Source organism: Bordetella genomosp. 13, from assembly GCF_007679965.1.
Lineage (GTDB): Bacteria > Pseudomonadota > Gammaproteobacteria > Burkholderiales > Burkholderiaceae_B > Bordetella.
In genome coordinates this window covers 64,825-88,442 of record NZ_VEHL01000008.1, presented here as the reverse complement: position 1 = coordinate 88,442, position 23,618 = coordinate 64,825, and the positions used below count along the sequence as shown (strand labels likewise).

21 protein-coding genes are annotated in these 23,618 nt (G+C 68.6%); 8 read left to right on the top strand and 13 right to left on the bottom strand.

Going from position 1 to position 23,618, the window contains the following annotated elements:
• Positions 1-7 precede the first annotated feature (7 nt).
• Positions 8-487, bottom strand: coding sequence for a type III secretion system chaperone (locus FS845_RS18900; protein ID WP_186332343.1), 480 nt, complete (start codon positions 485-487; stop codon positions 8-10).
• Between the two features lie 189 nt (positions 488-676).
• Here FS845_RS18900 and argA point away from each other — a divergent pair, with 189 nt between their 5' ends.
• Positions 677-2,032: an amino-acid N-acetyltransferase gene (gene argA / locus FS845_RS18895; protein WP_144638215.1), complete on the top strand. Its 1,356-nt coding sequence runs from the start codon at positions 677-679 to the stop codon at positions 2,030-2,032.
• A gap of 79 nt (positions 2,033-2,111) precedes the next feature.
• Complete coding sequence (locus tag FS845_RS18890; RefSeq protein WP_144638213.1) at positions 2,112-2,384, top strand: oxidative damage protection protein; 273 nt, start codon at positions 2,112-2,114, stop codon at positions 2,382-2,384.
• A 141-nt stretch (positions 2,385-2,525) separates the two neighbouring features.
• Here the strand turns inward: FS845_RS18890 and FS845_RS18885 are convergent, their stop codons facing one another.
• The 3 genes from FS845_RS18885 to FS845_RS18875 form a co-directional block, all read right to left on the bottom strand.
• Positions 2,526-3,803, bottom strand: a complete 1,278-nt coding sequence (locus FS845_RS18885; protein ID WP_144638211.1) for a M28 family peptidase — start codon at positions 3,801-3,803, stop codon at positions 2,526-2,528.
• Positions 3,804-3,825: 22 nt separating this feature from the next.
• Positions 3,826-4,806 carry a Bug family tripartite tricarboxylate transporter substrate binding protein gene (locus tag FS845_RS18880; RefSeq protein WP_186332342.1) on the bottom strand — a complete coding sequence of 327 codons (981 nt, stop codon included), beginning with the start codon at positions 4,804-4,806 and terminating at the stop codon, positions 3,826-3,828.
• 111 nt (positions 4,807-4,917) lie between these two features.
• Positions 4,918-5,832 carry a LysR family transcriptional regulator gene (locus FS845_RS18875; RefSeq protein ID WP_144638207.1) on the bottom strand — a complete coding sequence of 305 codons (915 nt, stop codon included), beginning with the start codon at positions 5,830-5,832 and terminating at the stop codon, positions 4,918-4,920.
• Positions 5,833-5,957: 125 nt separating this feature from the next.
• Between FS845_RS18875 and FS845_RS18870 the strand changes: the two genes are divergently transcribed.
• From FS845_RS18870 to acnA, 3 genes are all read left to right on the top strand, one after another.
• Positions 5,958-6,560, top strand: a complete 603-nt coding sequence (locus tag FS845_RS18870; RefSeq protein WP_144638205.1) for a hypothetical protein — start codon at positions 5,958-5,960, stop codon at positions 6,558-6,560.
• Positions 6,561-6,635: 75 nt separating this feature from the next.
• Positions 6,636-7,451, top strand: a complete 816-nt coding sequence (locus tag FS845_RS18865) for an arylamine N-acetyltransferase family protein (protein WP_144638203.1) — start codon at positions 6,636-6,638, stop codon at positions 7,449-7,451.
• A 146-nt stretch (positions 7,452-7,597) separates the two neighbouring features.
• The gene (acnA, locus tag FS845_RS18860; RefSeq protein ID WP_144638201.1) at positions 7,598-10,297 is read left to right on the top strand and encodes an aconitate hydratase AcnA; all 2,700 of its coding nucleotides are present in this window, start codon (positions 7,598-7,600) and stop codon (positions 10,295-10,297) included.
• 203 nt (positions 10,298-10,500) lie between these two features.
• Here acnA and FS845_RS18855 read toward each other — a convergent pair whose 3' ends face one another.
• A complete protein-coding gene (locus FS845_RS18855) occupies positions 10,501-11,478 on the bottom strand; it encodes a Bug family tripartite tricarboxylate transporter substrate binding protein (RefSeq protein WP_144638200.1) in 978 nt (325 codons plus the stop codon).
• 312 nt (positions 11,479-11,790) lie between these two features.
• Entirely contained in the window at positions 11,791-12,567 is a 777-nt protein-coding gene (locus FS845_RS18850) for a DODA-type extradiol aromatic ring-opening family dioxygenase (RefSeq protein ID WP_144638198.1), read from the bottom strand.
• 168 nt (positions 12,568-12,735) lie between these two features.
• Here FS845_RS18850 and FS845_RS18845 point away from each other — a divergent pair, with 168 nt between their 5' ends.
• From FS845_RS18845 to efp, 3 genes are all read left to right on the top strand, one after another.
• Positions 12,736-13,941 (top strand): DUF2863 family protein, encoded by a 1,206-nt coding sequence (locus FS845_RS18845; protein WP_144638196.1) that lies wholly within the window; start codon positions 12,736-12,738, stop codon positions 13,939-13,941.
• 15 nt (positions 13,942-13,956) lie between these two features.
• Positions 13,957-15,069 carry an elongation factor P maturation arginine rhamnosyltransferase EarP gene (gene earP, locus FS845_RS18840; RefSeq protein WP_144638194.1) on the top strand — a complete coding sequence of 371 codons (1,113 nt, stop codon included), beginning with the start codon at positions 13,957-13,959 and terminating at the stop codon, positions 15,067-15,069.
• A gap of 208 nt (positions 15,070-15,277) precedes the next feature.
• Positions 15,278-15,835, top strand: coding sequence for an elongation factor P (efp, locus tag FS845_RS18835; protein ID WP_144638193.1), 558 nt, complete (start codon positions 15,278-15,280; stop codon positions 15,833-15,835).
• Between the two features lie 117 nt (positions 15,836-15,952).
• Here the strand turns inward: efp and FS845_RS18830 are convergent, their stop codons facing one another.
• The 7 genes from FS845_RS18830 to FS845_RS18800 form a co-directional block, all read right to left on the bottom strand.
• Entirely contained in the window at positions 15,953-16,423 is a 471-nt protein-coding gene (locus FS845_RS18830; protein ID WP_144638191.1) for a DUF1178 family protein, read from the bottom strand.
• 115 nt (positions 16,424-16,538) lie between these two features.
• Entirely contained in the window at positions 16,539-17,279 is a 741-nt protein-coding gene (locus FS845_RS18825; protein WP_144638189.1) for a DUF2968 domain-containing protein, read from the bottom strand.
• Positions 17,280-17,369: 90 nt separating this feature from the next.
• Entirely contained in the window at positions 17,370-18,767 is a 1,398-nt protein-coding gene (locus FS845_RS18820; protein WP_144638187.1) for a sigma 54-interacting transcriptional regulator, read from the bottom strand.
• 21 nt (positions 18,768-18,788) lie between these two features.
• A complete protein-coding gene (locus tag FS845_RS18815) occupies positions 18,789-21,011 on the bottom strand; it encodes a pilus assembly protein TadG-related protein (RefSeq protein WP_144638185.1) in 2,223 nt (740 codons plus the stop codon).
• A 24-nt stretch (positions 21,012-21,035) separates the two neighbouring features.
• Complete coding sequence (locus FS845_RS18810) at positions 21,036-21,620, bottom strand: DUF3613 domain-containing protein (RefSeq protein ID WP_260986350.1); 585 nt, start codon at positions 21,618-21,620, stop codon at positions 21,036-21,038.
• 22 nt (positions 21,621-21,642) lie between these two features.
• A complete protein-coding gene (locus FS845_RS18805) occupies positions 21,643-22,623 on the bottom strand; it encodes a tetratricopeptide repeat protein (RefSeq protein WP_144638183.1) in 981 nt (326 codons plus the stop codon).
• Positions 22,623-23,615 (bottom strand): type II secretion system F family protein, encoded by a 993-nt coding sequence (locus tag FS845_RS18800; protein ID WP_144638181.1) that lies wholly within the window; start codon positions 23,613-23,615, stop codon positions 22,623-22,625. Before FS845_RS18800 ends, FS845_RS18805 begins: the two co-directional genes overlap by 1 nt.
• Positions 23,616-23,618: the final 3 nt, after the last annotated feature.

The window sequence follows — 23,618 nt, the reverse complement described above, 5'->3', positions numbered from 1 at the left end:
TATCGCCTCAGGCGCGGTCCAGGGGCATGCCGCCCAGCGGGTTGCCGCCCAGCGGATTGCCGCCGGAGGGACCCACGGCCGGCGTCACGCGGGCCACGATGTCCAGCAGGCGCGCGCGCCAGCGTTCGGCCTGGTTCACGAAGACCTCGACCTGCCCGAGCGCGGCGGCCTCGTCCAGCGAAGGCAGCGACAGGGTCTTGAAGAACAGCACGCGGTCCAGTTGCGGATCGAAGCCGAACACGCCGCCCTCGGTGGCCATGCCGAACAGGTGCAGCTGCAGCAGCGCCGCGAAGAACGCCTCGCGATTGGTAGGCGGCGCCTGCGCGGCGGTGACGTACAGCTGCAGGTTGCCGCTGTCCGCCTCGAACTCCAGCGTCAGTTCCAGCGACTGGTCGAACTGGATGGTGCAGCCGCCGGTCTGGACCGCCGCGTTCAGGTCCAGCTTGGTTTCCATGCCGAGGGCGGCAAGCAACTGCGCGAAAGTCATGAGGAGCTCCTGGTATCGGGCCACCCACCCGACAGGCGGCCTCGCAGGCATGAGGAACAGGCACGCGGCCAAAGTTCCATGCGTACGGCCGCCTCGCGGGAGCCCTATAATTTCGCGACCCGTCGCGGGAGCTTCCGGCCCGTCGCCGGCCCACCCGTCTTCACCCCCCAGGAATTGCACGCCACCATCATGCCCGACCAGGAACCCGACACCGTTTCCGCCCTCGAAGCCCCCGAATTCGCCGCCGCCCAGTTCGTCCGATGGTTCCGCGAGGTGGCGCCTTACGTGCACGCCTTCCGAGGCAAGACGTTCGTGGTGGCCTTCGGCGGCGAGCTGGTGCAGGAAGGCGCGCTGAACACCCTGATCCAGGACCTGTCGCTGCTGTCCGCGCTGGGCGTGCGCCTGGTGCTGGTGCACGGTTCGCGCCCGCAGGTCAACGAGCAGCTGCGCCTGAAGGGTTTCACGCAGCAGTTCGGCCGCGGCGTGGCGCCCACCGACAAGGCGGCGCTGGAATGCGCCAAGGAGGCCGCCGGCGAGATCCGCCTGGACATCGAGGCCGCCTTCAGCCAGGGCCTGCCGAACACGCCCATGTCGGGCTCGCACATCCGCGTCATCTCGGGCAACTTCGTCACGGCCCGTCCCACCGGCGTGGTCGACGGCGTCGACTACCAGCACACCGGCCTGGTGCGCAAGATCGACGCGGACGCGCTGAAGTTCGCCATCGAGCGCGGCTCGGTCGTGCTGCTTTCTCCGCTTGGCTTCTCGCCCACCGGCGACGCGTTCAACCTGGCCATGGAAGAACTGGCCACCAGCGTGGCCGTGGCGCTGCGCGCCGAGAAGCTGATCTTCCTGTCCAGCTCGGCCGGCGTGCTCAACGACGACGGCACGGTGGATACCGAACTGGCGCGCGTGGACGCCGACGCGCTGCTGGCCGCCGGCGGCCTGGACGAAGACACGACCCTGTACCTGCAGTACGCCTCGCTGGCGGTCAAGCGCGGCGTGGCCCGCGCCCACCTGGTGCCGTTCTCGCTGGACGGCAGCGTGCTGCTGGAGATCTTCACCCACGACGGCGTGGGCACCATGGTGGTGGAAGACACGCTGGACGACCTGCGCCCGGCCACCATCGACGACGTCGGCGCCATCCTCAGCCTGATCGAGCCGCTGGAGGCCGACGGCACGCTGGTGCCGCGCCCGCGCAGCGTGATCGAGCGCGACGTCGAACTGTTCACCGTGCTGGAGCACGACGGCGTCATCTACGCCTGCGCGGCCCTCCACCCATACCCGGAAGACCAGATGGCCGAGATGGCCTGCCTGATCGTGCATCCCGAATGGCAGGGCTCGGGCGAAGGCGAGATCCTGCTGCGCCACATGGAGGCGCGCGCCCGCGCCCTGGGCATGAAGCGCCTGTTCGTGCTGACCACCCGAACCTCGCACTGGTTCATCAAGCGCGGCTTCGTGCAGGGCGGCATCTCCGACCTGCCGCGCGACAAGCAGAACCACTACAACCGCTCGCGCAACAGCCTGGTGTTCATCAAGAAACTGTGACGCCTTCAGGGCCGCGCCCGGGCGCTTCATGCCGGGCCGGCTAGAATCGAGGCTTCGCAATCCTTACCGGCAGCAGACCATGGCTCGTACCGTCAACTGTGTGAAACTCAAGCGTGAAGCCGAAGGGCTGGATTTTCCGCCCTACCCCGGCGAACTGGGCACGCGCATCTGGCGCGAGGTCTCGAAAGAGGCCTGGGAAGAATGGAAGGGCATCCAGACGCGCCTGGTCAACGAAAACCGCCTGAACCTGGCCGACGCCCGCGCCCGCAAGTACCTGCAGCAGCAGATGGAGCGCTTCCTGTTCGAGGACGGCACCGTCGAGGCCCAGGGCTTCGTTCCGCCGTCGGCGTAAAACCGCACACGGCACGCGGCCGCATCGGGCGGCCGCCTTGCCTGGCGCTAACCGCGCCCCACCGCCGTCGCGGCCGGCGCGGATTCTCTTGAACGGCGGCAGGACTGGTGCCCGGGCCGCCTTCGCGGCCGGCCCGATGCCTCAGTCCCCTTTCTCGGCCAACTGCGCCAACCGCGCATCGTCCATCTTCAGCGCCGCGTCGGCCATCGCCGCCGTCACCGCCAATGCACGGCGCAGCTCGCTTTCCTCGATCACGCTCATCAGGTCGCCGGCCGACAGGATGTTGTTGACGCGCGACTCGGGCTTGCCGAATCCCGCCACCAGCCGCAATGCCGGAATGCCGTGCCGCGCGAAATTCGCGTGGTCGGAATTGGGCATCAGCGGCAGCCAGGTGCCCACCGCCACGCCGGCCGCCTCGCCGGCCTGTTGCACCAGCGGCCGCAGGCCCGGGAAGTCGCTGATCAACGCCGTCAGGTCGGCATCGCCCGCCACGGTGTCCAGGTTGATGTCCACCTTCAGCTGCTGGCGCTCGTGGGCTGGCATGTCGGCCAGGTAGCGCTCCGAGCCCGTCAGCGCCCATTCTTCGGCGCAGAAGAAGCACACCCGCAGTCCCAGCGTATCCGGGCCCAGGCGCGGCGCGAGGTGGCGCGCGGCGGCCAGCGCCACCGCCACGCCGGTGGCGTTGTCCAGGGCGCTGCAGCCCAGGTCGTGGCCGTCCATGTGCGCACTGATGACCACGCGGCCTTCGCGGCCGCCAGGCAGGTCCAGCACGCCCACGCTGGCGCGGGCGTCGTCGAGGTCCTGGCCGTGTACCAGCAGGCGCACCCGCGCGCCGCCCGCCGCGGCCAGGGCCTGCGCGCCCTCGGCATCGATGTAGGCCGCGGGAATGCCCGCCCCGCCGCGCGGCCGGCCCGACGATCCGGACAGCACGCCCGCGCCGGGGCGCGTGTTGGCGATCAGGAAACCGATGGCGCCGGCGGCCACCGCCATGTCGTACTTGCGGCGGCGATGCAGATGCTCGCCGGAGAAAGGATACTCGTGGCGCACCAGCACGATGCGGCCGCGCACGGCCTCGCCGGCCCGCGCGAAGTCCTCCGCGCGGCCGCCGCCCAGGTCCAGCACCATGCCTTCGATGCCCTGCGGCGCGGTCGAGGCCGAACGCAGCAGCGGCCGGCAGGCCAGCAGCGTCTCGCCCTGGGGGCCCAGCAAGGCCAGCTCGGCGCGTTCGCAGCGCCAGCCGTCATAAGGCACGGCCAGCCGGCGCACGTCCGGCCCGACCGCGCGCAGCCGCTGCTCGGCCCAGTCCATCGCCGCGTCGTCCTGGCCCGAGCCCGACATGCGGCCGCCGAAGCCGCAGATCGCGCGGAAATCGTCCATCAACGCCGCGTCGGCCGACGCGGCTTGCAACCAATCCATCATGAGTCTGTCTCCTGAATCCGTGTCAGTCCAGCTTGATGCCGGCCTGCGTCACGACGTCCTGCCAGCGGGCGAAGTCGACGTCCAGCAGCTTCTGCAAGGCGGCGGCCGAGGTATCCGGCGGCAGGCTCACGCCGACGCTGGACAGGCGCTGTTTCACGGGCTCGGACTGCATGACCTTCTTCATCGCGGCATCCAGGCGCTGCACCACGTCCTTGGGCGTGCCCGCCGGCGCCATCAGCCCCCACCAGCTCTCGACGGTCAGGTCGGGCAGGCCGCTCTCGCGGAACGTCGGCAGGTCGGGCGTATCGGGCTGACGCTGCGGCGAGGACACGGCAACCGGCTTGATGCGGCCGGCCTGGTACAGGGCCGCGGCGCTGGGCATGGTGGTGAAGCTGGTGTCGATCTGGCCGCCGGCCAGGTCGTTCACCGACGCCGACGCGCCCTTGTAGGGGATGTGCGTCAGCTTGATGCCGGCCTTGATCATCAGCAGCTCGGCCATCAGGTGCGTGAACGAACCGTTGCCGCCCGAGCCGATCGACACCAGACCGGGACGCGCCTTCGCGGCCTCGATCACGCCCGCGACCGAGGGCTTCTCGAAGCCGGGCCTGACGAACAGGTACATGGGCGAGAGGCCCAGCAGCGTGACCGGCGCGAAGTCCTTGCGGGCGTCGTACTTGACGCGGTCCTTGTACAAGGCCGGCACGATGGTGAACGGCACGTCCGCCAGCAGCAGGGTGTAGCCGTCGGCGGCCGAGTCGCCCACGAAGGCGGTGCCGATCATCGAGCCGGCGCCGGCGCGGTTCTCGACCACCACCGACTGGCCCAGCTCGGCGCCGAGCTGGTCGCTGATGGCACGGGCCAGCACGTCCGAGCTGCCGCCGGCCGAATACGGCACCACCAGGCGGATCGGCTTGTCAGGATACGCGGCCGCGGCCGGGGTCGATGCCAGGGTGGCCAGGCACGGAAGGGCCAGGGCGGCCAGCTGTTTTTTCCACTTGAACATTGTCGGTATCAGGGCAAAGTGACGGTAATGCCCCATTCTGTGGCGCGGCGTCCCACACCACAAACGACGTATCCGCATGCGCCATTCCAGACTGGAATACCGCGGGTTTTCCTAGCGTAGCGTTTTCACCCGCGCATTCAGGGCCTCCGCCTGCTCGGACACCCAGGCGCACAGGGCCTCGGCGTACGGCCCGCCGACGTTCGGGCGCGGCTGCAGCAGGAAATAGCCATAGCGGCCCTCCACGATCTCGCCCAGCGGCCGCAGCAGCGCGCCGGCGCGCAGCGGCTCAAGCACCATGCACAGGGGCACGATGGCCACGCCCAGCCCGGCCAGCACGGCGGGCAGCAGGACGGAGAACCCTTCGTACTCGGCAGCCGAAGCGGCCGGCCCCGACCACAGGGGCGCCACGTCGGCCTTCCATTCGTCCCAGCCATAGCCGCGCTGCGCGCGCTTGAGCAGCGGCGCGTGGTCCAGGTCTTCGAGCGTGCGGATGGGCGTGCGCGCCAGCAGCGAGGGCGCGGCGACCAGCGTCATCTCGCGGCCGCACAGATACTGCGCCGACATGCCGGCCACGTGGCCGGTATGCAGCTGGATCTCGGCGTCGAAGCGCTCGGCGCGGTCGCGCCCATACAACAGCCGCGGCCGTACGTTGACGCGGACCTCGGGATGCAGGTCGAAGAACGCGCGCAGGCCGGGAATCAGGCAGAACTGCGCGAACGACGGCGAGACCGCCAGGTTCAGCGCCACCCGCGAGCCGGGATGCGCGACCATGGCCTCGGCCTCGTCGATCAGCCGCATGCCCGCCGCCACGCGCTCGAGATAGAGCGCGCCCGCGTGGGTCAGGCGCAGGCCCACCGGCAGGCGCTTGAACAGCGGGCAGCCCAGCCTGTCCTCCAGCGCGCCGACGTGCTTGCTGACCGCGCTTTGCGTCAGGTGCAGGTTCTCGGCGGCGCGGCTGAAATTCAGCGTGCGCGCGGCTTCGAGGAAGATGCGCAGCGAGGTCAGGGAATTGCGGGAGCCTTTCATGGGCGGAGGATCAGGAAGCAGCGGAAAGATGGGCAATGCGCCCTGTCACATTTCATCATAATCGGCGCGGGATGCTTAAAATCGAGCCTTCCCGATAACGCCAAACGCCTAGGACCCGCCCGCCGATGCGAGGACTGCTGCCCATGGCGCCGTTGCTGCTGCTTGCCGGCTGCGCCACGGTGCCTCCCTCGAATCCGGAGAACCTCTGCGCGATCTTCCGCGAGAAGCCCGACTGGCACGACGCGGCCCTGCACGTGCAGAGCAAATGGGGCGTGCCGCCCCAGGTGCCCATCGCGATGATGTACCAGGAGTCGAGCTTCCGCCACGACGCCGTGCCGCCGCGCTACTACTTCCTCGGCTTCATTCCCTGGGGCCGTGTGAGCTCGGCATACGGCTACGCGCAGGCCAAGGACGAGACCTGGGCCGATTACCAACGCGAGGCCGGCGGCTGGACCTCCAGCCGCAGCGATTTCGACGACGCCATGGACTTCATGGGCTGGTACATCGCCAAGACCCAGAAGCTCAACGGCGTCTCGAAATGGGACGCCTACCGGCAATACCTGAACTACCACGAAGGCTGGACCGGTTACCGCAACCGCAGCTACGAGGCCAAGGCCTGGCTCAAGCGCGTGGCGGCGCAGGTGCAGGAGCGCGCCGATCGCTTCGGCGCGCAATACAAGAGCTGCGAAAGCGAGCTGAACCGCGGCGGCTGGCTGGGCATCTTCTAGACCCAGCCCCGTCCCCGCATCGTCATCGCCACGGCGTTACGATGGAAGGATCGCCAGCAGGCATCCGGAGGTGCCATGTCCGACGCCACCCTGTGGGACAACTATCTGCAACGCATCGGCCTGACGGCCTGGCCCGCGGCCACGCTGGACGGGGTCGCCAGCCTGGTGCTGCACCACGTGCGCGCCATCCCCTTCGAGAATCTCGATCCGCTGCTGCGCCGGCCCGTCAGGCTGGAACTGTCCGACCTGCACCGCAAGCTGGTGGACGAACAGCGCGGCGGCTATTGCTACGAGCACAACCTGCTGTTCGGCGCCGCGCTGCGCGAGCTGGGCTTCGCCGTGACGGACCTGGCCGCCGCCGTGCTATGGGCGCATCCCGAGGACGCCGTCACCCCGCGCACCCACATGCTGCTGCAGGCGAAGATCGACGGCCAGCCGCACATCGTGGACGTGGGCTTCGGCGCCATGACGCTGACCGGCGTGCTGCGCCAGGAGCCCGGCGCGCAGTCCACGCCGCACGGCGACTTCCGCCTGGTGCCCGGCAACGAAGGCAGCTGGCGCATGCAGGCGCGGGTCGGCGACGAGTGGCGCACGCTGTACCGCTACGACCAGCAGGCGCAGACGCTGCCGGACTACCTGGTCGCCAGCCACTTCGTCTCCACGTATCCCGACTCCATGTTCATACGCGACCTGATGGCCGCCCGCGCCGTCCCGGGCCTGCGCCTGGCCTTGCGCAACCGCGACTACACCCGCTATGCCCCGGACGGCACGGCGCAGCGGCGCCGGCTGGCCGACGCCGCCGAAATACGCGACGTGCTGGTCCGGGATTTCGGCATCCGCCTGCCTCCTGATAGCTACCTGAACAAGGTGCTGGACGGCTTGCCGGACTAGGCGCACGGAACTTTGACACCTGTTTTATGTCTTATATAAGATATAAGACGTAGACACCCACGAAGGCTTGTCTCACATACAATGACAAGCACGCCGAAACGCCAGAAAATGGCGATTTCACGCGGTCCAAACCCAGGGAGTTCAACATGCCGCACAACACGCTCGACACGCTCAAGACTTTCAAGCTAGGCAAGAAAACCTGTCAGTACTATTCGCTGCCGGCCCTGGGCAAAGCCCTGGGCATCGACGTGCAGCGGCTGCCGGTGTCCATCCGCATCGTGCTGGAATCCGTGCTGCGCAACTGCGATGGCCAGAAGGTCACCGAAGAGCACATCCGCCAGCTGGCCGGCTGGCAGCCGAATGCCCGCCGCGAGGACGAGATCCCCTTCGTGGTGGCGCGCGTGGTGCTGCAGGACTTCACGGGCGTGCCGTTGCTGGCCGACATCGCCGCCATGCGGTCGGTGGCCACGCAGATGGGCAAGGATCCCAAGAGCATCGAGCCGCTGGTGCCGGTCGACCTGGTGGTCGACCACTCGGTCATGATCGACCACTTCGGCACGAAGGACGCGCTGGACCTGAACATGAAACTGGAATTCCAGCGCAACAAGGAGCGCTACCAGTTCATGAAGTGGGGCATGCAGGCGTTCGACACGTTCGGCGTGGTGCCCCCGGGCTTCGGCATCGTCCACCAGGTCAACCTCGAGTACCTGGCACGCGGCGTGCATGAAAAGAACGGCGTGTACTACCCCGATTCGCTGGTGGGCACCGACAGCCACACCACCATGATCAACGGCATCGGCGTGGTCGGCTGGGGCGTGGGCGGCATCGAGGCCGAAGCCGGCATGCTGGGCCAGCCCGTGTACTTCCTGACGCCCGACGTGGTCGGCGTCGAACTGAAGGGCCAGCTGCGCGGCGGCGTCACTGCCACCGACCTGGTGCTGACCATCACCGAGATGCTGCGCCGCGAGAAGGTCGTGGGCAAGTTCGTCGAGTTCTGCGGCGAAGGCACCGCCAGCCTCAGCGTGACCGACCGCGCCACCATCGGCAACATGGCGCCCGAGTACGGCGCCACCATGGGCTTCTTCCCGGTCGACGACCGCACCATCGACTACTTCGAGGGCACGGGCCGCACCCAGGAAGAGATCGACGCCTTCGCCGCCTACTTCAAGGCGCAGAAGATGTACGGCGTGCCCGCCGCGCGCGACATCGACTACACCAAGCTGCTGACGCTGGACCTGTCCACCGTCGCGCCGTCGCTGGCCGGCCCGAAGCGTCCGCAGGACCGCATCGAGATCGGCAACGTCAAGAACACCTTCATCGACCTGTACTCCAAGCCGGTCTCCGAGAACGGCTTCAACCAGCCGGCCGACAAGCTGAAGGAAACGTTCACCACCAGCGCGGGCACGAAGATCAAGAACGGCGACATCCTCATCGCCGCCATCACCTCGTGCACCAACACGTCCAATCCCAGCGTGCTGCTGGCGGCGGGCCTGCTGGCCAAGAAGGCCGTCGAAGCCGGCCTGAAGGTGCCCAAGCACATCAAGACCTCGCTGGCCCCCGGATCGCGCGTGGTCACCGAGTACCTGACCAAGACGGGCCTGCTGCCCTACCTGGAAAAGCTGGGCTTCGACGTGGCCGCCTACGGCTGCACCACCTGCATCGGCAACGCCGGCGACCTGGCGCCCGACCTGAACGAAGCCATCCTGGGCAACGACCTGGTGTGCGCGGCCGTGCTGTCGGGCAACCGCAACTTCGAGGCCCGCATTCACCCGAACATCAAGGCCAACTTCCTGGCCTCGCCCCCGCTGGTGGTGGCCTACGCGCTGGCCGGCACCGTCACGCGCGACCTGATGACCGAGCCCGTGGGCCAGGGCAAGAACGGCGACGTGTGGCTGGGTGACATCTGGCCCTCGACCGACGAGATCAACGAGCTGGTCAAGTACGCCCTGAACCCCGAGGCCTTCCAGCAGAACTACGGCCAGGTCAAGAGCAACCCCGGCAAGCTGTGGGAGAACATCAAGGGCGTCACGGGCGAAACCTACGACTGGCCCGAGTCCACCTACATCGCCGAACCGCCCTTCTTCGAAGGCTTCGGCATGACGCCGGGCGCGATGCCCAGCGTCAAGGGCGCCCGCGCGCTGGGCATCTTCGGCGACTCGGTCACCACCGACCACATCTCGCCGGCCGGCTCCATCAAGGAAACCTCGCCCGCGGGCAAGTGGCTGAAGGAGCACGGCGTGATGAAGGCCGACTTCAACAGCTACGGCTCGCGGCGCGGCAACCACGAGATCATGATGCGCGGCACGTTCGCCAACGTGCGCATCAAGAACCTGATGATCCCGGCCAAGGCCGATGGCAGCCGCTTCGAAGGCGGCGAGACCCTGTTCCAGCCCTCGGGCGAACAGATGTCCATCTACGACGCGGCCATGCAGTACGTGGCCCAGGACACGCCCACCGTGGTGTTCGGCGGCGAAGAGTACGGCACCGGCTCGTCGCGCGACTGGGCGGCCAAGGGCACCCAGTTGCTGGGCGTCAAGGCCGTCATCACGCGCAGCTTCGAACGCATCCACCGCAGCAACCTGGTGGGCATGGGCGTGCTGCCCCTGCAGTTCAAGGGCGACGACAGCGTCGAGAGCCTGGGCATCACCGGCCGCGAAACGTACGACATTTCCGGGCTGGAAGGCGACATCAGGCCGATGCAGGACGTCACGCTGACGATCCACCGCGAAGACGGCAGCAAGCAGGACGTCACCGTCATGCTGCGCATCGACACGCCCATCGAGGTGGACTACTACAAGCACGGCGGCATCCTGCCCTTCGTGCTGCGCCAGTTGCTGGCGGCCTGAACGCGGCCCCGGGGCGGGCCTGCCTGCCCCGGTCCGCAAAGCATCGCCGCACGCGCCGCGCCCCCGGCGCCCGGCGGCACCCCAGGTGCCGCGGCGCCGCCGACGCAAAAAAGCCGATCACTCGTGGATCGGCTTTTTCATGCCCGGGCAACGCCCGCAGGCCAGGCGCGCTTGGCCGCGCTGCGTCGCCCGCGCGGCCGGTATCAGTCCAGCTTGATGTCGGCCTTGGCCACCACTTCGGCCCAGCGCGCGCGCTCCTTGTTGAAGAACGCGTCCAGGTCGGCCGGATTCATCACCACCACTTCGGCGCCCTGCTCGCCCAGCTTCTGCTTGATGTCGGGCTGGTTGATGATCTTGGCCAGCTCGGCGCCCACGCGGTTGGCCACTGCGTCGGGCATGCTGCGCGGCGCCAGGATGCCCTGCCACGTGCCCGACTCGAAGCCGGGCACGCCCTGTTCCGCGATGGTGGCGATGTCGGGCAGGATCGACATGCGCTCGCGCTTGGAGATCGCGATGGCCTTGAGCTTGCCGCTCTGCACGTGCGGCAGCGTGGCCAGCAGGCCATTCATGATGATCTGGACCTGCCCGCCCACCACGTCGGTGATGGCCTGCGCGCCGCCCTTGTAGGGCACGTATTCCCATTTCGCGCCGGTGGCCTGGCCCACCGCCACGCCGGCCAGGTGGGGTGCGCTGCCCACGGCGGGCACGGCGAAGTTCAGGCGTTCGCGCTTGGTCAGCTCGATCAGTTCCTGCAGCGTGTTGACCTTGACCGACGGGTGCACGGCGATCACGTGCGGCGAGTACGCCAGCATGCTGACGCCGCGCAGGTCCTTGGAGGGATCGAAGTTCAGCTTGGTATACACCGAGGGGCTGATGGCCAGCGCGCCGACGTCGCAGATCAGCAGCGTGTGACCTTCCTCGCCTGACTGGGCCACCAGGCCGGCGCCGAGGTTGCCGTTGGCGCCAGGGCGGTTGTCCACCACCACCGTCTGGCCCAATGCGGCCGACAGCGGCTGGCTGATGGCGCGCGCGATGATGTCGGACGACCCGCCTGCCGGATACGGCACGATCAGGCGAACGTTGCGATTGGGCCAGTCCTGGGCGGCGAGGATGGGACGCGCGGCCGAGGTGAGCGCGGCCGCCCCCATGACGGCCAGAAATTCCCGGCGGGCGATAGGCATGAAAGTGTCTCCTTTCCTGGTGGGCGAATGCTTTCACATTCCATTCATGTTGTACGACGTCTTATGAATCGATTGTGAGGGAGCCCAAACCGGAAGTCAATTGGAGAAAAGGCGAACGCTAGCGGCGTCCGCCTTCGTGGTCTGGCGTTCCATGGCAATGCCCCTGAGACGCGCGGCGCCTGCTCAGGGGCCATGGCGTCACGCGCCGGGTCCGGGCCGACCGGCGGCGCCCCGGAGGGGCGACGGATGGCTCGGCCCGAGTGGCCGCCGGGCACGAAAGCGCGTGCCTCGGTCGTATGACGAGACCGCTGCTCAGTCGCTGAACGCGTAGGCATCCATGGCCAGCGCGCCGTACGCGACTTCGTCCACCAGCCGGGTGCGTACCGTCCCGCCCGCGCCCAGCGCCACGTAGAACGGCATCAGGTGATCGTCGTGGGGATGCGCCCGCGCCGCGCCGGGCGCCGATGCCTGCCAGTCCAGCAGGGCGTCGATGTCGCCGGCGGCCACGCGCTGGGCGTACCACGCCTGGAACGGCGGCACGTAGTCGACGGCCGGCGCGCCGTGCGGCATGCGCACGTCGCGCAGGTTGTGCGTGAGCGAGCCCGAGCCGATCAGCAGGATGCCCTCGTCCCGCAGCGGCGCCAGCGCGCGGCCCAGTTCATATTGGCCGCGCGCGTCGCGGTCCACGTCCAGCGCCAGCTGCACCACCGGCACGTCGGCGTCGGGATACAGGTAGCGCAGCGGCACCCAGGCGCCATGATCCAGCGGCCGGCGCGGATCGTTGCCGGCCGGCATGCCGGCGTCCGCCAGTACCTGCTGCACGCGCGCGGCCAATTGCGGCGAGCCCGGCGCCGCGTATTGCAGGCGGTAGAGCTCGGGCGGAAAGCCGCCAAAGTCGTGCCACGCCACCTGGCGATCGCGCGTGGACACCGCCAGGCCATGGCCCATCCAGTGCGGCGACACCACCACGATGCCGGCGGGCCGCCGCGGCTGGGCTTGCGCCCAGGCGGCCAGCACGGCGCCGGTGCGGCCGGGTTCGACCGCCATCATCGGAGAGCCGTGGGAGATGAACAGGACGGGCTGACGCATGGGAAACCTCTGTGTACGCATTCGGGGCTGCGGACATGATGCCGCCGCGGCGCCCAGCGATAAATGGGCGCTGGCGGCACGCACTGTTGCCATGGACGGATCAATGCGACAGGCCGCCCGACCGGCGGAGGTAAACTAGGAGGTTCCCCCATACCCACCAAAGAATTCATGGCCCGAGCCCGCAGTCGAACCTCCACGCCCCGCATGAGCCGCGACGCCACGCGCCTGGCGGCCCTGTCGCAGGCGCTTAACCGCTCCGGCAGCCACGTGGAAGACGTGTACTGGCAGGCGCTGCTGGGCGAGGCCATCCCCAAGCTGCTGCGCCAGGGACAGGACGGGCCGCTGGAATCCGCGCTGGACCACCTGTCGCGCACCGACACCGGCGCCTACGAGGTGCTGATCGAACAGGCCGAGACCCTGTCCGAGTCCATGCAGGTGGAGAAGAACGGTGTGCGCTACGACGTGCTGCTGGTCGTGGCCCCCGTGGCCGCCTGGACGCGCTACACCATCCCCACCGGACCGATCCCGCCATCCGCCCAGCAGGCCCTGCTGGCGCAGCTGCACGGCCACGTCCTGGCCAGCCAGGCGCGCGTGGCGCTGCTGCCGCAGTTGGTCAGCATCGACCAGATGCCGCGCACCTTCGCCGAAACCTGGCAATGGATGCAGCGCCTGTCCGCGCGCGCCCTGGGCGCCGAGACCAGCTGGCCGGTGCTCAACACCGACGTCGAGACGGCCAACATGCTGGCCGACACGCGTTACGTGGTCGCCGCCGTGGCGGTGCCCGAACGCGCCCCGATCTTCCGCTGGCAGGAGCATCCCGAGGACGCCGCCGCCAGCCGCGACGCCTGCCTCGAGCAATGGATCGCGCAGGCCCAGCCCACACTGGCCGCGCTGCTGCCGGGCTGCGGCATCGAATGCCTGTTGCCCGATGCGTACTACGTCAGCAACCGCGACGCCGACCGCCGCGTGCGCCCCATGTCGCTGCGCGCCGCCGTCAGCTGGCTGGAAAGCGCGGTCAGCCTGCCCCCCGCCCAGCTGCGCGCCGTGGTGGCCGGCTGCGGCGAAGGCCAGGTCGACGAATACCGTATCGGCTTCACGCCGCGCAACAGCAACGACGTGTACTACGGCTGCGTGTGGCCGCTGTACGGCCGCGAGGAAGACGTGCCCGCCGACGAGGGCCAGCCCGACGCGGTCGACGAGATCGCCGCGCTGCTCAAGGAATACGGCGTGGGCGACGTGCGCCGCATCCCCGGCGTGCTGCCGCCCGACTACTGCGAGGACTGCGGCGCGCCGCAATTCCCCAATCCGCTGGGCGAGCTGGTGCACGCGGAACTGCCCGAGGACGCCGAGGCGGCGCCCTCGCGCTTCCACTGACGGGAAAGGTGCCCCTTGCGCACGGACCTGTTCTGCCGCGTCGTCGACAACTATGGCGACATCGGCGTGTGCTGGCGGCTGGCGCGGCGCCTGGCGCATGGCCGCGGCTGGCCGATGCGCCTGTGGGTCGATGACCTGGACGCGTTCTCTCGTATCCAGCCCGACGTGCGGCCCGGACTGGCCCGCCAGGAGGTCGCCGGCATCGATGTCGTGCACTGGACGCCGCAGCCCGACCCGGCGCTGCTGAACCCCGCAGAGGTCGTGATCGAGGCCTTCGCCTGCGATCCTCCGGCGGACTACGTCGCTGCCATGCAGCGCACGCGGCCGATCTGGATCAACCTGGAATACCTCAGCGCCGAACCCTGGATCGAGAGCTGCCACGGCCTGCCCTCGCGGCGTCCGGATGGCCTGGTCAAGTATTTCTTCTTTCCCGGCTTCACGCCCGCCACGGGCGGCCTGCTGCGCGAGCCGGGCCTGTCGGCCGAACGCGACGCGCTGCAGGCCTCGGTGGGCGGCCGGCAAGACTTCCTGCGCACGCTAGGCCTGGGCCAGGACGACGTGGCCCCGCTTGCCGGCGGCGCGCGCCTGGCCACCCTGTTCTGTTATCCGCACGCCCCCTGGGCCGAGCTGGCCGCAGCGCTGTCCGCCGATGCCGCGCATACGCTGCTGCTGGTGCCGCAGGGCGTCGCGCCCGGCCTGGAAGCCGCCGTGTCGCCGGGCGGCCGGCTGCGCATGGCGCGCGTTCCCTTCGTCATCCAGCACGATTTCGACAGGCTGCTGTGGTGCGCCGACATCAACTTCGTGCGCGGCGAGGATTCCTTCGTGCGGGCGGCCTGGGCCGCCCGCCCCCTGGTATGGCAGATCTACCCCCAGGACGAGGACGTCCACCTGGAGAAGCTGGCGGCGTGGCAAGCGCGCTACGCGGGCCCGGAGGCCGCCCAGGCGCTGGTGCGCGCCTGGAACGCCGATTCCGCCGCCGTCCCCCAGGCGCTGGCCCGCGCGCTGGCGCCGCCGGCGTGGAATGCCTGGCAGCAGACCGCCCGGCAGTGGGACGCGGATCTGGCCGCCCGCCCCGATCTGGCCGACAACCTCGCCGATTTCTGCGCGGAATTGGCCAATACGCGCTAGAATGGCTGGTTTTTCCGAGCAGCTTTTCCCGGCGGATCGTCCGGCGGGGGTCTGGCTCAAAATTTCACAGCCTCCCGGGGCGCGGACACTTCAGCAGGACCCCGCCGCTGGCCTTTGCAAGCTTCTTGCAAACCGCCCGCGGCAGCGGCCGCCAGCCTGAACCCGCGCAAGCACGGTGAGTGCGCATTTTCCCCCGGAGTTTTAATAGATGAAAACCGCTCAGGAATTGCGGGTCGGCAACGTGGTCATGGTGGGCAAGGACCCGCTGGTGGTCCAGAAGGCCGAATACAACAAGTCGGGCCGCAACGCGGCCGTGGTCAAACTGAAGTTCAAGAACCTGCTGAACGGCTCGAACAGCGAATCGGTCTACAAGGCCGACGAAAAGTTCGAAGTCGTGCTGCTCGAGCGCAAGGAGTGCACGTACTCCTACTTCGGCGATCCCATGTACGTCTTCATGGACGAAGAGTACAACCAGTACGAGATCGAAGCCGACAGCATGGGCGACGCCCTGAACTACCTCGAAGAAGCCATGCCCGTCGAAGTGGTGTTCTACGACGGCCGCGCCATCTCGGTCGAGCTGCCCACCATCCTGGTCCGCGAAATCACCTACACCGAGCCGGCCGTGCGCGGCGACACCTCGGGCAAGGTGCTCAAGCCCGCCAAGATCAACACCGGCTACGAACTGAACGTGCCGCTGTTCTGCGCCATCGGCGACAAGATCGAAATCGACACGCGTACCAACGAATACCGCAGCCGCGTCAACTGACGCCCTGCCCTCGGGCCCGCCACGGCGGGCCTGCGCAGCAGCCCCCTCGGTATCAAGCAAAAAGCCCTGGAGCGATCCAGGGCTTTTGCATTGGGGGGCGCTCTTGGCGCAGCGGCGCTACTGCAGCCGCTCGTCGTCCAGGAACGCCGGCACGGCCATCACGTCGATGCCGTCTTCCGCCAGCGCCGCGCGCTCTTCGGGCGTGGCCACGCCGCGGATGGGTCGTTCGTCGGCCTCGCCTTCGTGGATGCGACGGGCTTCCTCGGCAAAGCGCGGACCGACGTTCTCGGTATTGCGGATCAGCTCGCGCACCTGGCGCATGATCTGGGCCTGCAACGCCGACATGGGCGCGCCGCCGCCCTGCGAGCGTCCCTGCGGGGACGGGGACGGGGCCGCGGCGGGCGGCTGGTGCAGGTGCGCCACATTCAGGTGCGGGGCGGACAGCCGCTTGACGATCTCTTTCGAGTCGCACATCGGGCACGCGACCAAGCCACGCGACCGTTGCGTGTCGTAGTCGTCGTGCGAACCGAACCAGCCCTCGAAGACGTGGCCGTGGTCGCATTGCAGATCGAAAACTTTCAGAGCCATGGCAGGTATATGAAGCCGATCGGCAAGAATACAAGATCGGCGGCCGGCGCGACACTGCCGCGCCGGAAACGACAGGGGCGCCCGAAGGCGCCCCGTGCGGCCGCGGCGGACCGGATCAGTTGCCGCGGCGGGCGGGCGCCTTCTTGCCCACGCTTTCCTGTTCAGCCTGCAGCTCGTCGATCTGGCGCTGCAGCGCGCGCAGCTGGGCGCGCGCATCCTGGCGTTGCTCCGCCAGCGCATCGCGTTCCTGGCGCAGCTGCGCCTGGCGGTCGGCGACCATCTGTTCCTGCTGCTGGCGCAACGCCTGGTCGGCCTGCAGCACGCTCAGCTGGCGGCTGCGGGCGGCCAGCTGCTTCTCGGCGTTGGTGTTTTCGGCCTGCAGGCGGATGCGCTGCAGGTCGATGGCGGCCAGCTCGGCGGCCTGTTCGACGAACGCGCGATAGGTGGATTCGGCCTGCGATTGCGAGACCGTCTTCACCACGCGCCAGAAGTCGCGCTGTTGGAACAACGCAACGTAATACTGCATGTCGTCGCCCTTGAACAACAGGCTGGCGCCGTAGCTGCCGTTGTAGGTGGTGCGCAGCTCGGCGACCTGGCGATTCTGGATCAGGCCCTGCAGTTCGGCCACGGTGGTCGGCGCGGCGGGCTGGTCGGCCGCGGCCGGACGCGCCGGCGAAGGCGATGCCGGCGGCGTCACCGGAGCCGAGGCGGCATTCTTGTCGGACTCCACCTGCTTCACCACGGGGGGCTGCGGCTCGCTCTGCGGCTGCTGTGCGCTGGCGCACGCGGCAAGGCTTGCAAGCGCCGCCGTGGCCATGGCCACACGCAAGGAGGGACCGAGTTGTTGGATATTCATGCCTTCCTCTTAGCAATAATCCCAAAACTATAGCAACTTAATACTGCATTTCTAATCCGTATCGACACGGATATTGCACGACCGTCGCGATCAGAGCTCGGCCACTCCGTCGGCGGCCTCGGCCTGGGCCTCGCCCAGCCGCAGTTTACGCATTTTTTCCCAAAGCACCTTGCGGCTGATGCCGAGGTGATGGGCCGTATCCTGGCGACGCCAGCCATTTGCTTCCAGCGCGGCGAGTATACGCTCCCGTTCGGCCTTTTCGGCGGGGCCGAGCACCGCGGGTGGCGCCTCCGGCACGGCAGGTGGCGCGGCGAATGCCTGCTGGTGGCGATCCAGTATCTGTTCGACCCTTGCGCGGTTCCATTCGCCCAACTGGCGGCGCACGATGGCCACGCGCTCGGCCAGGTTGGACAGCTCCCGCACATTGCCCGGAAACCGCAGCGCGGCCACGCGCTGCAGCAGCCAGTCGGGCGGGACCTGGTCGCCCACGCCCTGCTGCGCCAGCAGCGACGAGAAAATCGCGATCTTCTCGTCCGGGCCGCGCTCTTCCAGATTCGGAATGCGCAATTCGATCACGGCCAGCCGGTAATACAGGTCGGCGCGGAATTCGCCCTGTGCAACCAGGCTGCGCAAGTCTTTATTGGTGGCCGCCACCAGGCGGAACTCGACCGGCACTTCCATCGTGGAGCCCAGCCGCGTGACGGTGTTCTGTTCCAGCACGCGCAGCAGTTTCACCTGCTGGTACAGCGGCAGGTCGCCGATTTCGTCCAGGAACAGGGTGCCGCCGCTGGCCTGCTCGAAATACCCCTTGTGCGCGCCCACCGCGCCCGTGAAGGCGCCCTTGGCGTGGCCGAAGAAATGCGCCTCGAACAGTCCTTCCGGTATGGCGCCGCAATTGACGGCCACGAACGGTCCGCGCGACCAGGACGATTCGTCGTGCAGCAGGCGTGCGATGCGCTCCTTGCCCACGCCTGTCTCGCCATTGACCAGCACGTTGGCGCGGCAATCGGCAAACATCTGCGCTTCGTTCAACATGTCCCGCATCACCGGCGAAACCGCCACCAGGGCGGGCGGCGGGCGATGTTCCGGCGCGCTGGCGGCGCGCGCCACGCCGGCCAGGCGAAACAGCAGGCGGCGCAGTTCGGCGCCATTGAACGACAGCGGCAGCGTGTACGAATAGGCAGGCGCGTAGTAGCGCGGATCGGGATTGCGGTCTTCCGATGCCACCCAGATCACCGGTATGCCCTGCGTGGCCAGCCAGTCGAATCCCGAGAAGCGCGAATCGCTCATCACCGTGACGGACACCAGCGCCACCGCCGGACGCGACGCGTCGCGCTGCGGCGGAATGCCGCTGGCCGCGTCGATGTGCACGATGGTGGCGTCATACCCCGCCAGGAAGCGCTCGGCGCGAAAGGCGATGTCCGAGGCGCCTTCCCATACGTACACATCCAGGCCGTCGACGCTTTGCGGGTTGCCGGCCTCGGTCATGCAGCGCCCTCGCCGCGCGTTTCAATAGACAAGCTGCACTCCTTTGCCATTGCATTCCAGGGACATCAACTTGACGTCGGTCTGGCCAATGTTCAGCCCGATGATGTTCTCGATCGTCGGCTTGATGATGCTCGTGCCGATATCGTTCAATGGTTGCTGCAGCCCCCCCAGCAACGTTCCCAGCAAGGCGATGACCGCATGGGAAGGCTGGTTGGCTGGCGGCGCGTTCTGCAGGGATTGGGCGATCTCCTTGATGCAGCCCGCCTCGTTGCCCTGGTAGCCGCCCAGCAAGGAGTACGACGCGCACTGATTGGTGGGAATCAGTCCGCCCAGCAGATTCTTCAGCGTGTTGTCCAGCGTATTGACTAGGCCGCCCACCAGGCTGCCCGTGCTGTTGAGCACGCCCACCACGTTCAATGTCAGGAGGCTGCCCAGCAGGTTCACCGAGCTGTTCAGCGTGGTGCCCAGGAAACCCTGCAGTCCGGTGGACGTGCTTTCGATGGTCATGATCGCACTCTGCCAGCGAGCCTGCCGGCAGTTGAAGCCGGCCTGACCGGCAGCAGCCACCGCGCACCCGCCGGGCGTGTCCGTGTTCTGCCAGATCTGCGTGGCCAGCTGCTGGCGCAGCTTTTCCTGGTCTGGACCATTAGGCGCCATGCCCGTGCCCGTCTGCCCCGCAGCGCCCAACAGTGCAGTCAGCAAGGCGTCCGTGGCGCGCTTGACCGTATCCCCGATCAGCAGCGGGTTGCCCGTGGCTGGCACCTCCCGCGTCTGTCCTTCGTAGAAATCGGCGGCGCCGGTGGCGGGCAGCGCATCGACGGTCAGCTTGGTCGTCAGGCGCGCCAAGCTGACGCCGCCCAGCAGGCTCAGATCCACCAGGCGCTTGTTCTCCAGGCTCTGGTCGCAGCTTGTCTTAGTGGAGAACGGCCAATTTGCGTCCGCGCCGGCGGGAGGCCCGCCGATGCACACTTTCAGCAGCGAGGATTGCACGGCGATGTGCGCCAGGTCGCGGTCCGACGCATCGCGCGCCGTACACAGGCTTTCCAGCGTGGCCTTGCCGTCGACCAGGTCCACCACGATGGGCAGATCCAAACTGAGGTTGACAAGCTTGCTGAGCACCGCCGGAGTGCTGATCTTGATGGGTGCATACAGGCGAATCTGCGCAGTGTAGGCCGTCGCGCCAACACCACCGATGGCGATGGACGGCGGCTCGACCACGCTGAATTTCGGCTTGATCGACAGCAGGCCCGGGATCTCCAGCGCCACCTTCGATTCGACGGCATGCCCGCCCGTGCCCACGCCGATCGCCGTGGCGATCAGGTCCAGCGCGCTGACTTCCACGTTAAGGGCCGATTGCGCGTTGGGCGCCACGATCTGGGTGAACAGGCTGGACACCCGTCCGTCCTGGTTCGATCCCAGCTGCACCTGCAGATTGCTCACGCCCAGCTGCGTCTGGATGGCGTTCAGCAATCCGACGTTGGCGGCCAGCAGTTCGCTGCGGCCCGCCACGTTGACGACGGCGTCCAGCAGGCCGCCCAGCGGACGGGTCTGCGCGGCCAGCAGCTGGTTCAGGTCGGCCACCGAGATGTTGGCCGGCACGTCGATGCCCAGCTGTTTCAGCAGGCCCGCCGGCGTGACCTTCACGTTGGCCAGGCCCGCGTCGTAGCCCAGCAGCGCGGTGTCGGCGATGTCCAGGCCCACGCCGCGCAACAGGTTGGTCAGCACCGCGCCATTCCTGGCGTTGGCCAGGCGGGTGCCGACCGAGAAGGCCGCCACGGGGTCGGCCGGGCGCGCGCCGACGGCTTCCGCATACAGCGTCACGCCTTCGGTGAACGGGAACAGCGACGGGGCGGTGGTCGACAGGTTGATGGTGACCGCGTTGTAGCGTTCTCCACCGCCGATGTCGGCTTCGCGGATGTAGCGCGGCGCCAGGGCCGTGTTCTTGCCGTCCCAGCGCTTGCAGGCCACCTGCGGCGTGCCCAGGCCGCTCATGTTGGCCGCGATGGCCGAGCGTGCGGCCAGCACGGCGGCGCCGCATTCCGGCGCGCCGCCGCGATCGAGCACCTGCGCGGCCGTCAGCGCCGCCATGTCCGCTGTCTTCTGCAGCTCGCGCTTCAGGTAGAACGCGTAGCCCAGCTGCACGCCCCACAGCAGCACCATGCCCAGCAGCAGCGCGAGCGCGGCGGGCACGAGGATCGAACCGCGCTGGCGGCGCGCGACGGACGGGATGTGCGGACGTGGCATGGTGCTCCTCCTGCGGCCTTGGCCTTACTGGGACAGTCCGCCGCTGGAGCCGCCGGAACCGCCGCCGGCGGACACGCGCTCGCTGAACCACTGCGGGATCTCGTGCTCGAAGCTCTTCATGTAGCGTTTCCAGGCCGCGGTGGCCACCGGCCCCTGCAAGGGCTGGCCCGGACCGGCGCGCAGGCCGGCTGCCTGCAGGCCCATCAGGCCGCGCGTGGTGTCGCCGAACTGTTCTTCACGGGCGGCCTCCTGCCCGCCTTGGGCAGGCTGCGCGGACGCGGCCTGCGCGCCGGGCTGTGTTGCGGTGGAAGCGTCGGCGGCGGGTTGAGCGGCAGGCTGGGCCGACGCGGGCTGGGCCGGCGCGCTCTGCACCTGCCGCACCACCGGGCGCGCCCCGGACGCCTGGCCAGCGGGCTGAGCCTGCGTCACCGGCTGGGTCTGCGCCACTGGCTGTGCCTGCGCGACGGGCTGGCTCTGGACCACGGGCTGCGCCGGGGCCCCGGGCGCGGCCGCCGCGGCGCCGGTGAGTTGCTGCTGCTGCGCGAGCGCGCTGGTCGCCGCCAGCAGGCCGGCGGCCGTCAGCAAGGAAATACGCGTAGTGTGGTGCACGATGCTCTCCTGAAACCCGGGGTCACTGCGTCACGGATGGATTGCCGAAGCTGTTCATTACCGGCCCCTGCCGGCTCAACACGGGCATCACCATGCCATCCTGCCTGTCCATCGCGGCCGTGGCGCCCACGGGGGCCTGCGGCGCCTGCGTGGCCGGCGCCGCGGGCACTGCCCGCACCACCGCGCGTCCGGCCGCGGGCGTGGCGGCGTACGCCCCGGCGCCAGCAGGTGCCGCCGACGCGACAGGCGCAACGGCTGCCGGCGCACGGGCCTGCATGGCCAGTTGCTGTACCTGCTGGCGCGCCTCGTTGCTGAGGTTGGCCCGATCCATCACCTGGCGCGCGCCGGAGTAGTCTCCCTCGACCAGCAGCAGCAGGGCGAGGTTGGCCAGGATCTTGGCGTTGTCCGGCGCCAGCTCCGCGGCCTGGCCCAGCGGCACGCGAGCCTCTCGCGAGCTGCCGGCGCGCAACAGTGCGTAGCCCAGGTCGTTGAGGTACTGTGAATCCGTGGGCCGCAGTTGCGTCGCGCGGCGCAGGTAGTCCGCCGCCTGGGCGAAATCGCCGCGCATGCCCGCCAGCAATCCCAGCCCATGCCAGGCGCGCGCGGCTTCGGGACCGCTGGTCAGCGCGCGATAGGCCTGTTCGCTGGCTTGCGGCTGGCCCGTCTTGCGCAATGCGTCGGCGCGCATGGCGGCCGCCTCGGGCACGTCGCCAAAGGTCTGGCGATAGGCATCGAGGTATGCCAGCGACGCGAAATAGCGGCCCTCGTCCTGCTCCTTGCGGATCATGGACAGCGCCACCTGCGGGCGCGAGGCGGCGCGCTTGCTCGCGGACTCTTCTTCGAGGCGCGCCATCGCCTGCTCTTCTTCCTGCTGCTGCATCAGCTGGCGCGCGTTCTCGGCGCGGTTGGCCTGGCAGCCGGGCAGCACCGCCGCGGACGCCAGCGCGGCCGACAGGACCAGCAAAGACGGCACGCGCCGCGCACCCAACGAAACCCGTTGCATCACAATCCTCCCGCCACGCGCGACAAGCCGCGCAGCAATGCCACGAACCCGGACCCGCCGGTGATGATGAGCAAGGCGGGCAACAACGTGAGCACCATCACGCCGGTCATCTTCACGGTCATGCGGGCGACCTTGGCCTTCAGCTCCAGCTTGCGGCGCTCGCGTACGCGCTCGCCGAACCGGGCCAAGGGCTCCTGGACCGCGCCGCCGTGCTTGTCGACCTGCACGATCAGGCGGCAGATGGCGGCCAGGTCGTCGTTGTCGAAACCCTGCGCAATGCGCGTCAGGGACTGCTCGCGGGTCCGGCCTCGCGCGTACTGGTCGATGGCGATCTTCAGCTCCAGTCCCAGCACGGGCAGCACCGAACGGAAGTCGGTGACCAGGATGTGCAGGCTCTGGTCGATGGACAGGCCCACGCCCTGAAGCAACCGGATCAGGTCGATCAGCAGCGGCAGCTCTTCCTCGGCGCACGCCTTGCGGCGCGATACGCGGCGCTGCAATACCCACTTGGGCAGGAGCCAGCCCAGCGCGAAACCCGCGAAGGCCACGCAAACCTCCAGCAGCAGCGACATCTGGACGAAATAGGCCTGGGCCAGCAGCCACAGGACGACAGGCAGGATCAGCGCAAAAGCGAAACGCCCGAAGACGAACAGCGCGCGTGCACGCGGCACGTCCTCGAACCCCGCCAGTTCGACCAGCCTGCGATCGTCGGTATCCAGCAGTGAATGCCCCATGCGGCCCGCGCCCAGTTTTTGGCCGGCCTGCTCGGCCCTGTTGGCCATGGCCGCCACGCGCCCCACGTGCGGCTCGGCCGCCGCGGCGGGCTGCCCGTCGCGGACGGCCAGCGCCCGTTCGACGACCTGGCGGCTGCGATCCTGACGTCCGGCCCGCGCGACGATGAACACCGTCAGGCCGATCATCAGCGCCATCACGGCCAGCAATCCGCCAATCAGGTAGAAGCGCATCGAGGCGTCGTTCAGCAAGCTTTCCATGGC

Coding starts and splice junctions, on each gene's coding strand:
- FS845_RS18900 (WP_186332343.1), bottom strand. CDS start 487: ATGACTTTCGCGCAGTTGCTTGCCGCCCTCGGCATGGAAACCAAGCTG.
- argA (WP_144638215.1), top strand. CDS start 677: ATGCCCGACCAGGAACCCGACACCGTTTCCGCCCTCGAAGCCCCCGAA.
- FS845_RS18890 (WP_144638213.1), top strand. CDS start 2,112: ATGGCTCGTACCGTCAACTGTGTGAAACTCAAGCGTGAAGCCGAAGGG.
- FS845_RS18885 (WP_144638211.1), bottom strand. CDS start 3,803: ATGATGGATTGGTTGCAAGCCGCGTCGGCCGACGCGGCGTTGATGGAC.
- FS845_RS18880 (WP_186332342.1), bottom strand. CDS start 4,806: ATGTTCAAGTGGAAAAAACAGCTGGCCGCCCTGGCCCTTCCGTGCCTG.
- FS845_RS18875 (WP_144638207.1), bottom strand. CDS start 5,832: ATGAAAGGCTCCCGCAATTCCCTGACCTCGCTGCGCATCTTCCTCGAA.
- FS845_RS18870 (WP_144638205.1), top strand. CDS start 5,958: ATGCGAGGACTGCTGCCCATGGCGCCGTTGCTGCTGCTTGCCGGCTGC.
- FS845_RS18865 (WP_144638203.1), top strand. CDS start 6,636: ATGTCCGACGCCACCCTGTGGGACAACTATCTGCAACGCATCGGCCTG.
- acnA (WP_144638201.1), top strand. CDS start 7,598: ATGCCGCACAACACGCTCGACACGCTCAAGACTTTCAAGCTAGGCAAG.
- FS845_RS18855 (WP_144638200.1), bottom strand. CDS start 11,478: ATGCCTATCGCCCGCCGGGAATTTCTGGCCGTCATGGGGGCGGCCGCG.
- FS845_RS18850 (WP_144638198.1), bottom strand. CDS start 12,567: ATGCGTCAGCCCGTCCTGTTCATCTCCCACGGCTCTCCGATGATGGCG.
- FS845_RS18845 (WP_144638196.1), top strand. CDS start 12,736: ATGGCCCGAGCCCGCAGTCGAACCTCCACGCCCCGCATGAGCCGCGAC.
- efp (WP_144638193.1), top strand. CDS start 15,278: ATGAAAACCGCTCAGGAATTGCGGGTCGGCAACGTGGTCATGGTGGGC.
- FS845_RS18830 (WP_144638191.1), bottom strand. CDS start 16,423: ATGGCTCTGAAAGTTTTCGATCTGCAATGCGACCACGGCCACGTCTTC.
- FS845_RS18825 (WP_144638189.1), bottom strand. CDS start 17,279: ATGAATATCCAACAACTCGGTCCCTCCTTGCGTGTGGCCATGGCCACG.
- FS845_RS18820 (WP_144638187.1), bottom strand. CDS start 18,767: ATGACCGAGGCCGGCAACCCGCAAAGCGTCGACGGCCTGGATGTGTAC.
- FS845_RS18815 (WP_144638185.1), bottom strand. CDS start 21,011: ATGCCACGTCCGCACATCCCGTCCGTCGCGCGCCGCCAGCGCGGTTCG.
- FS845_RS18805 (WP_144638183.1), bottom strand. CDS start 22,623: ATGCAACGGGTTTCGTTGGGTGCGCGGCGCGTGCCGTCTTTGCTGGTC.
- FS845_RS18800 (WP_144638181.1), bottom strand. CDS start 23,615: ATGGAAAGCTTGCTGAACGACGCCTCGATGCGCTTCTACCTGATTGGC.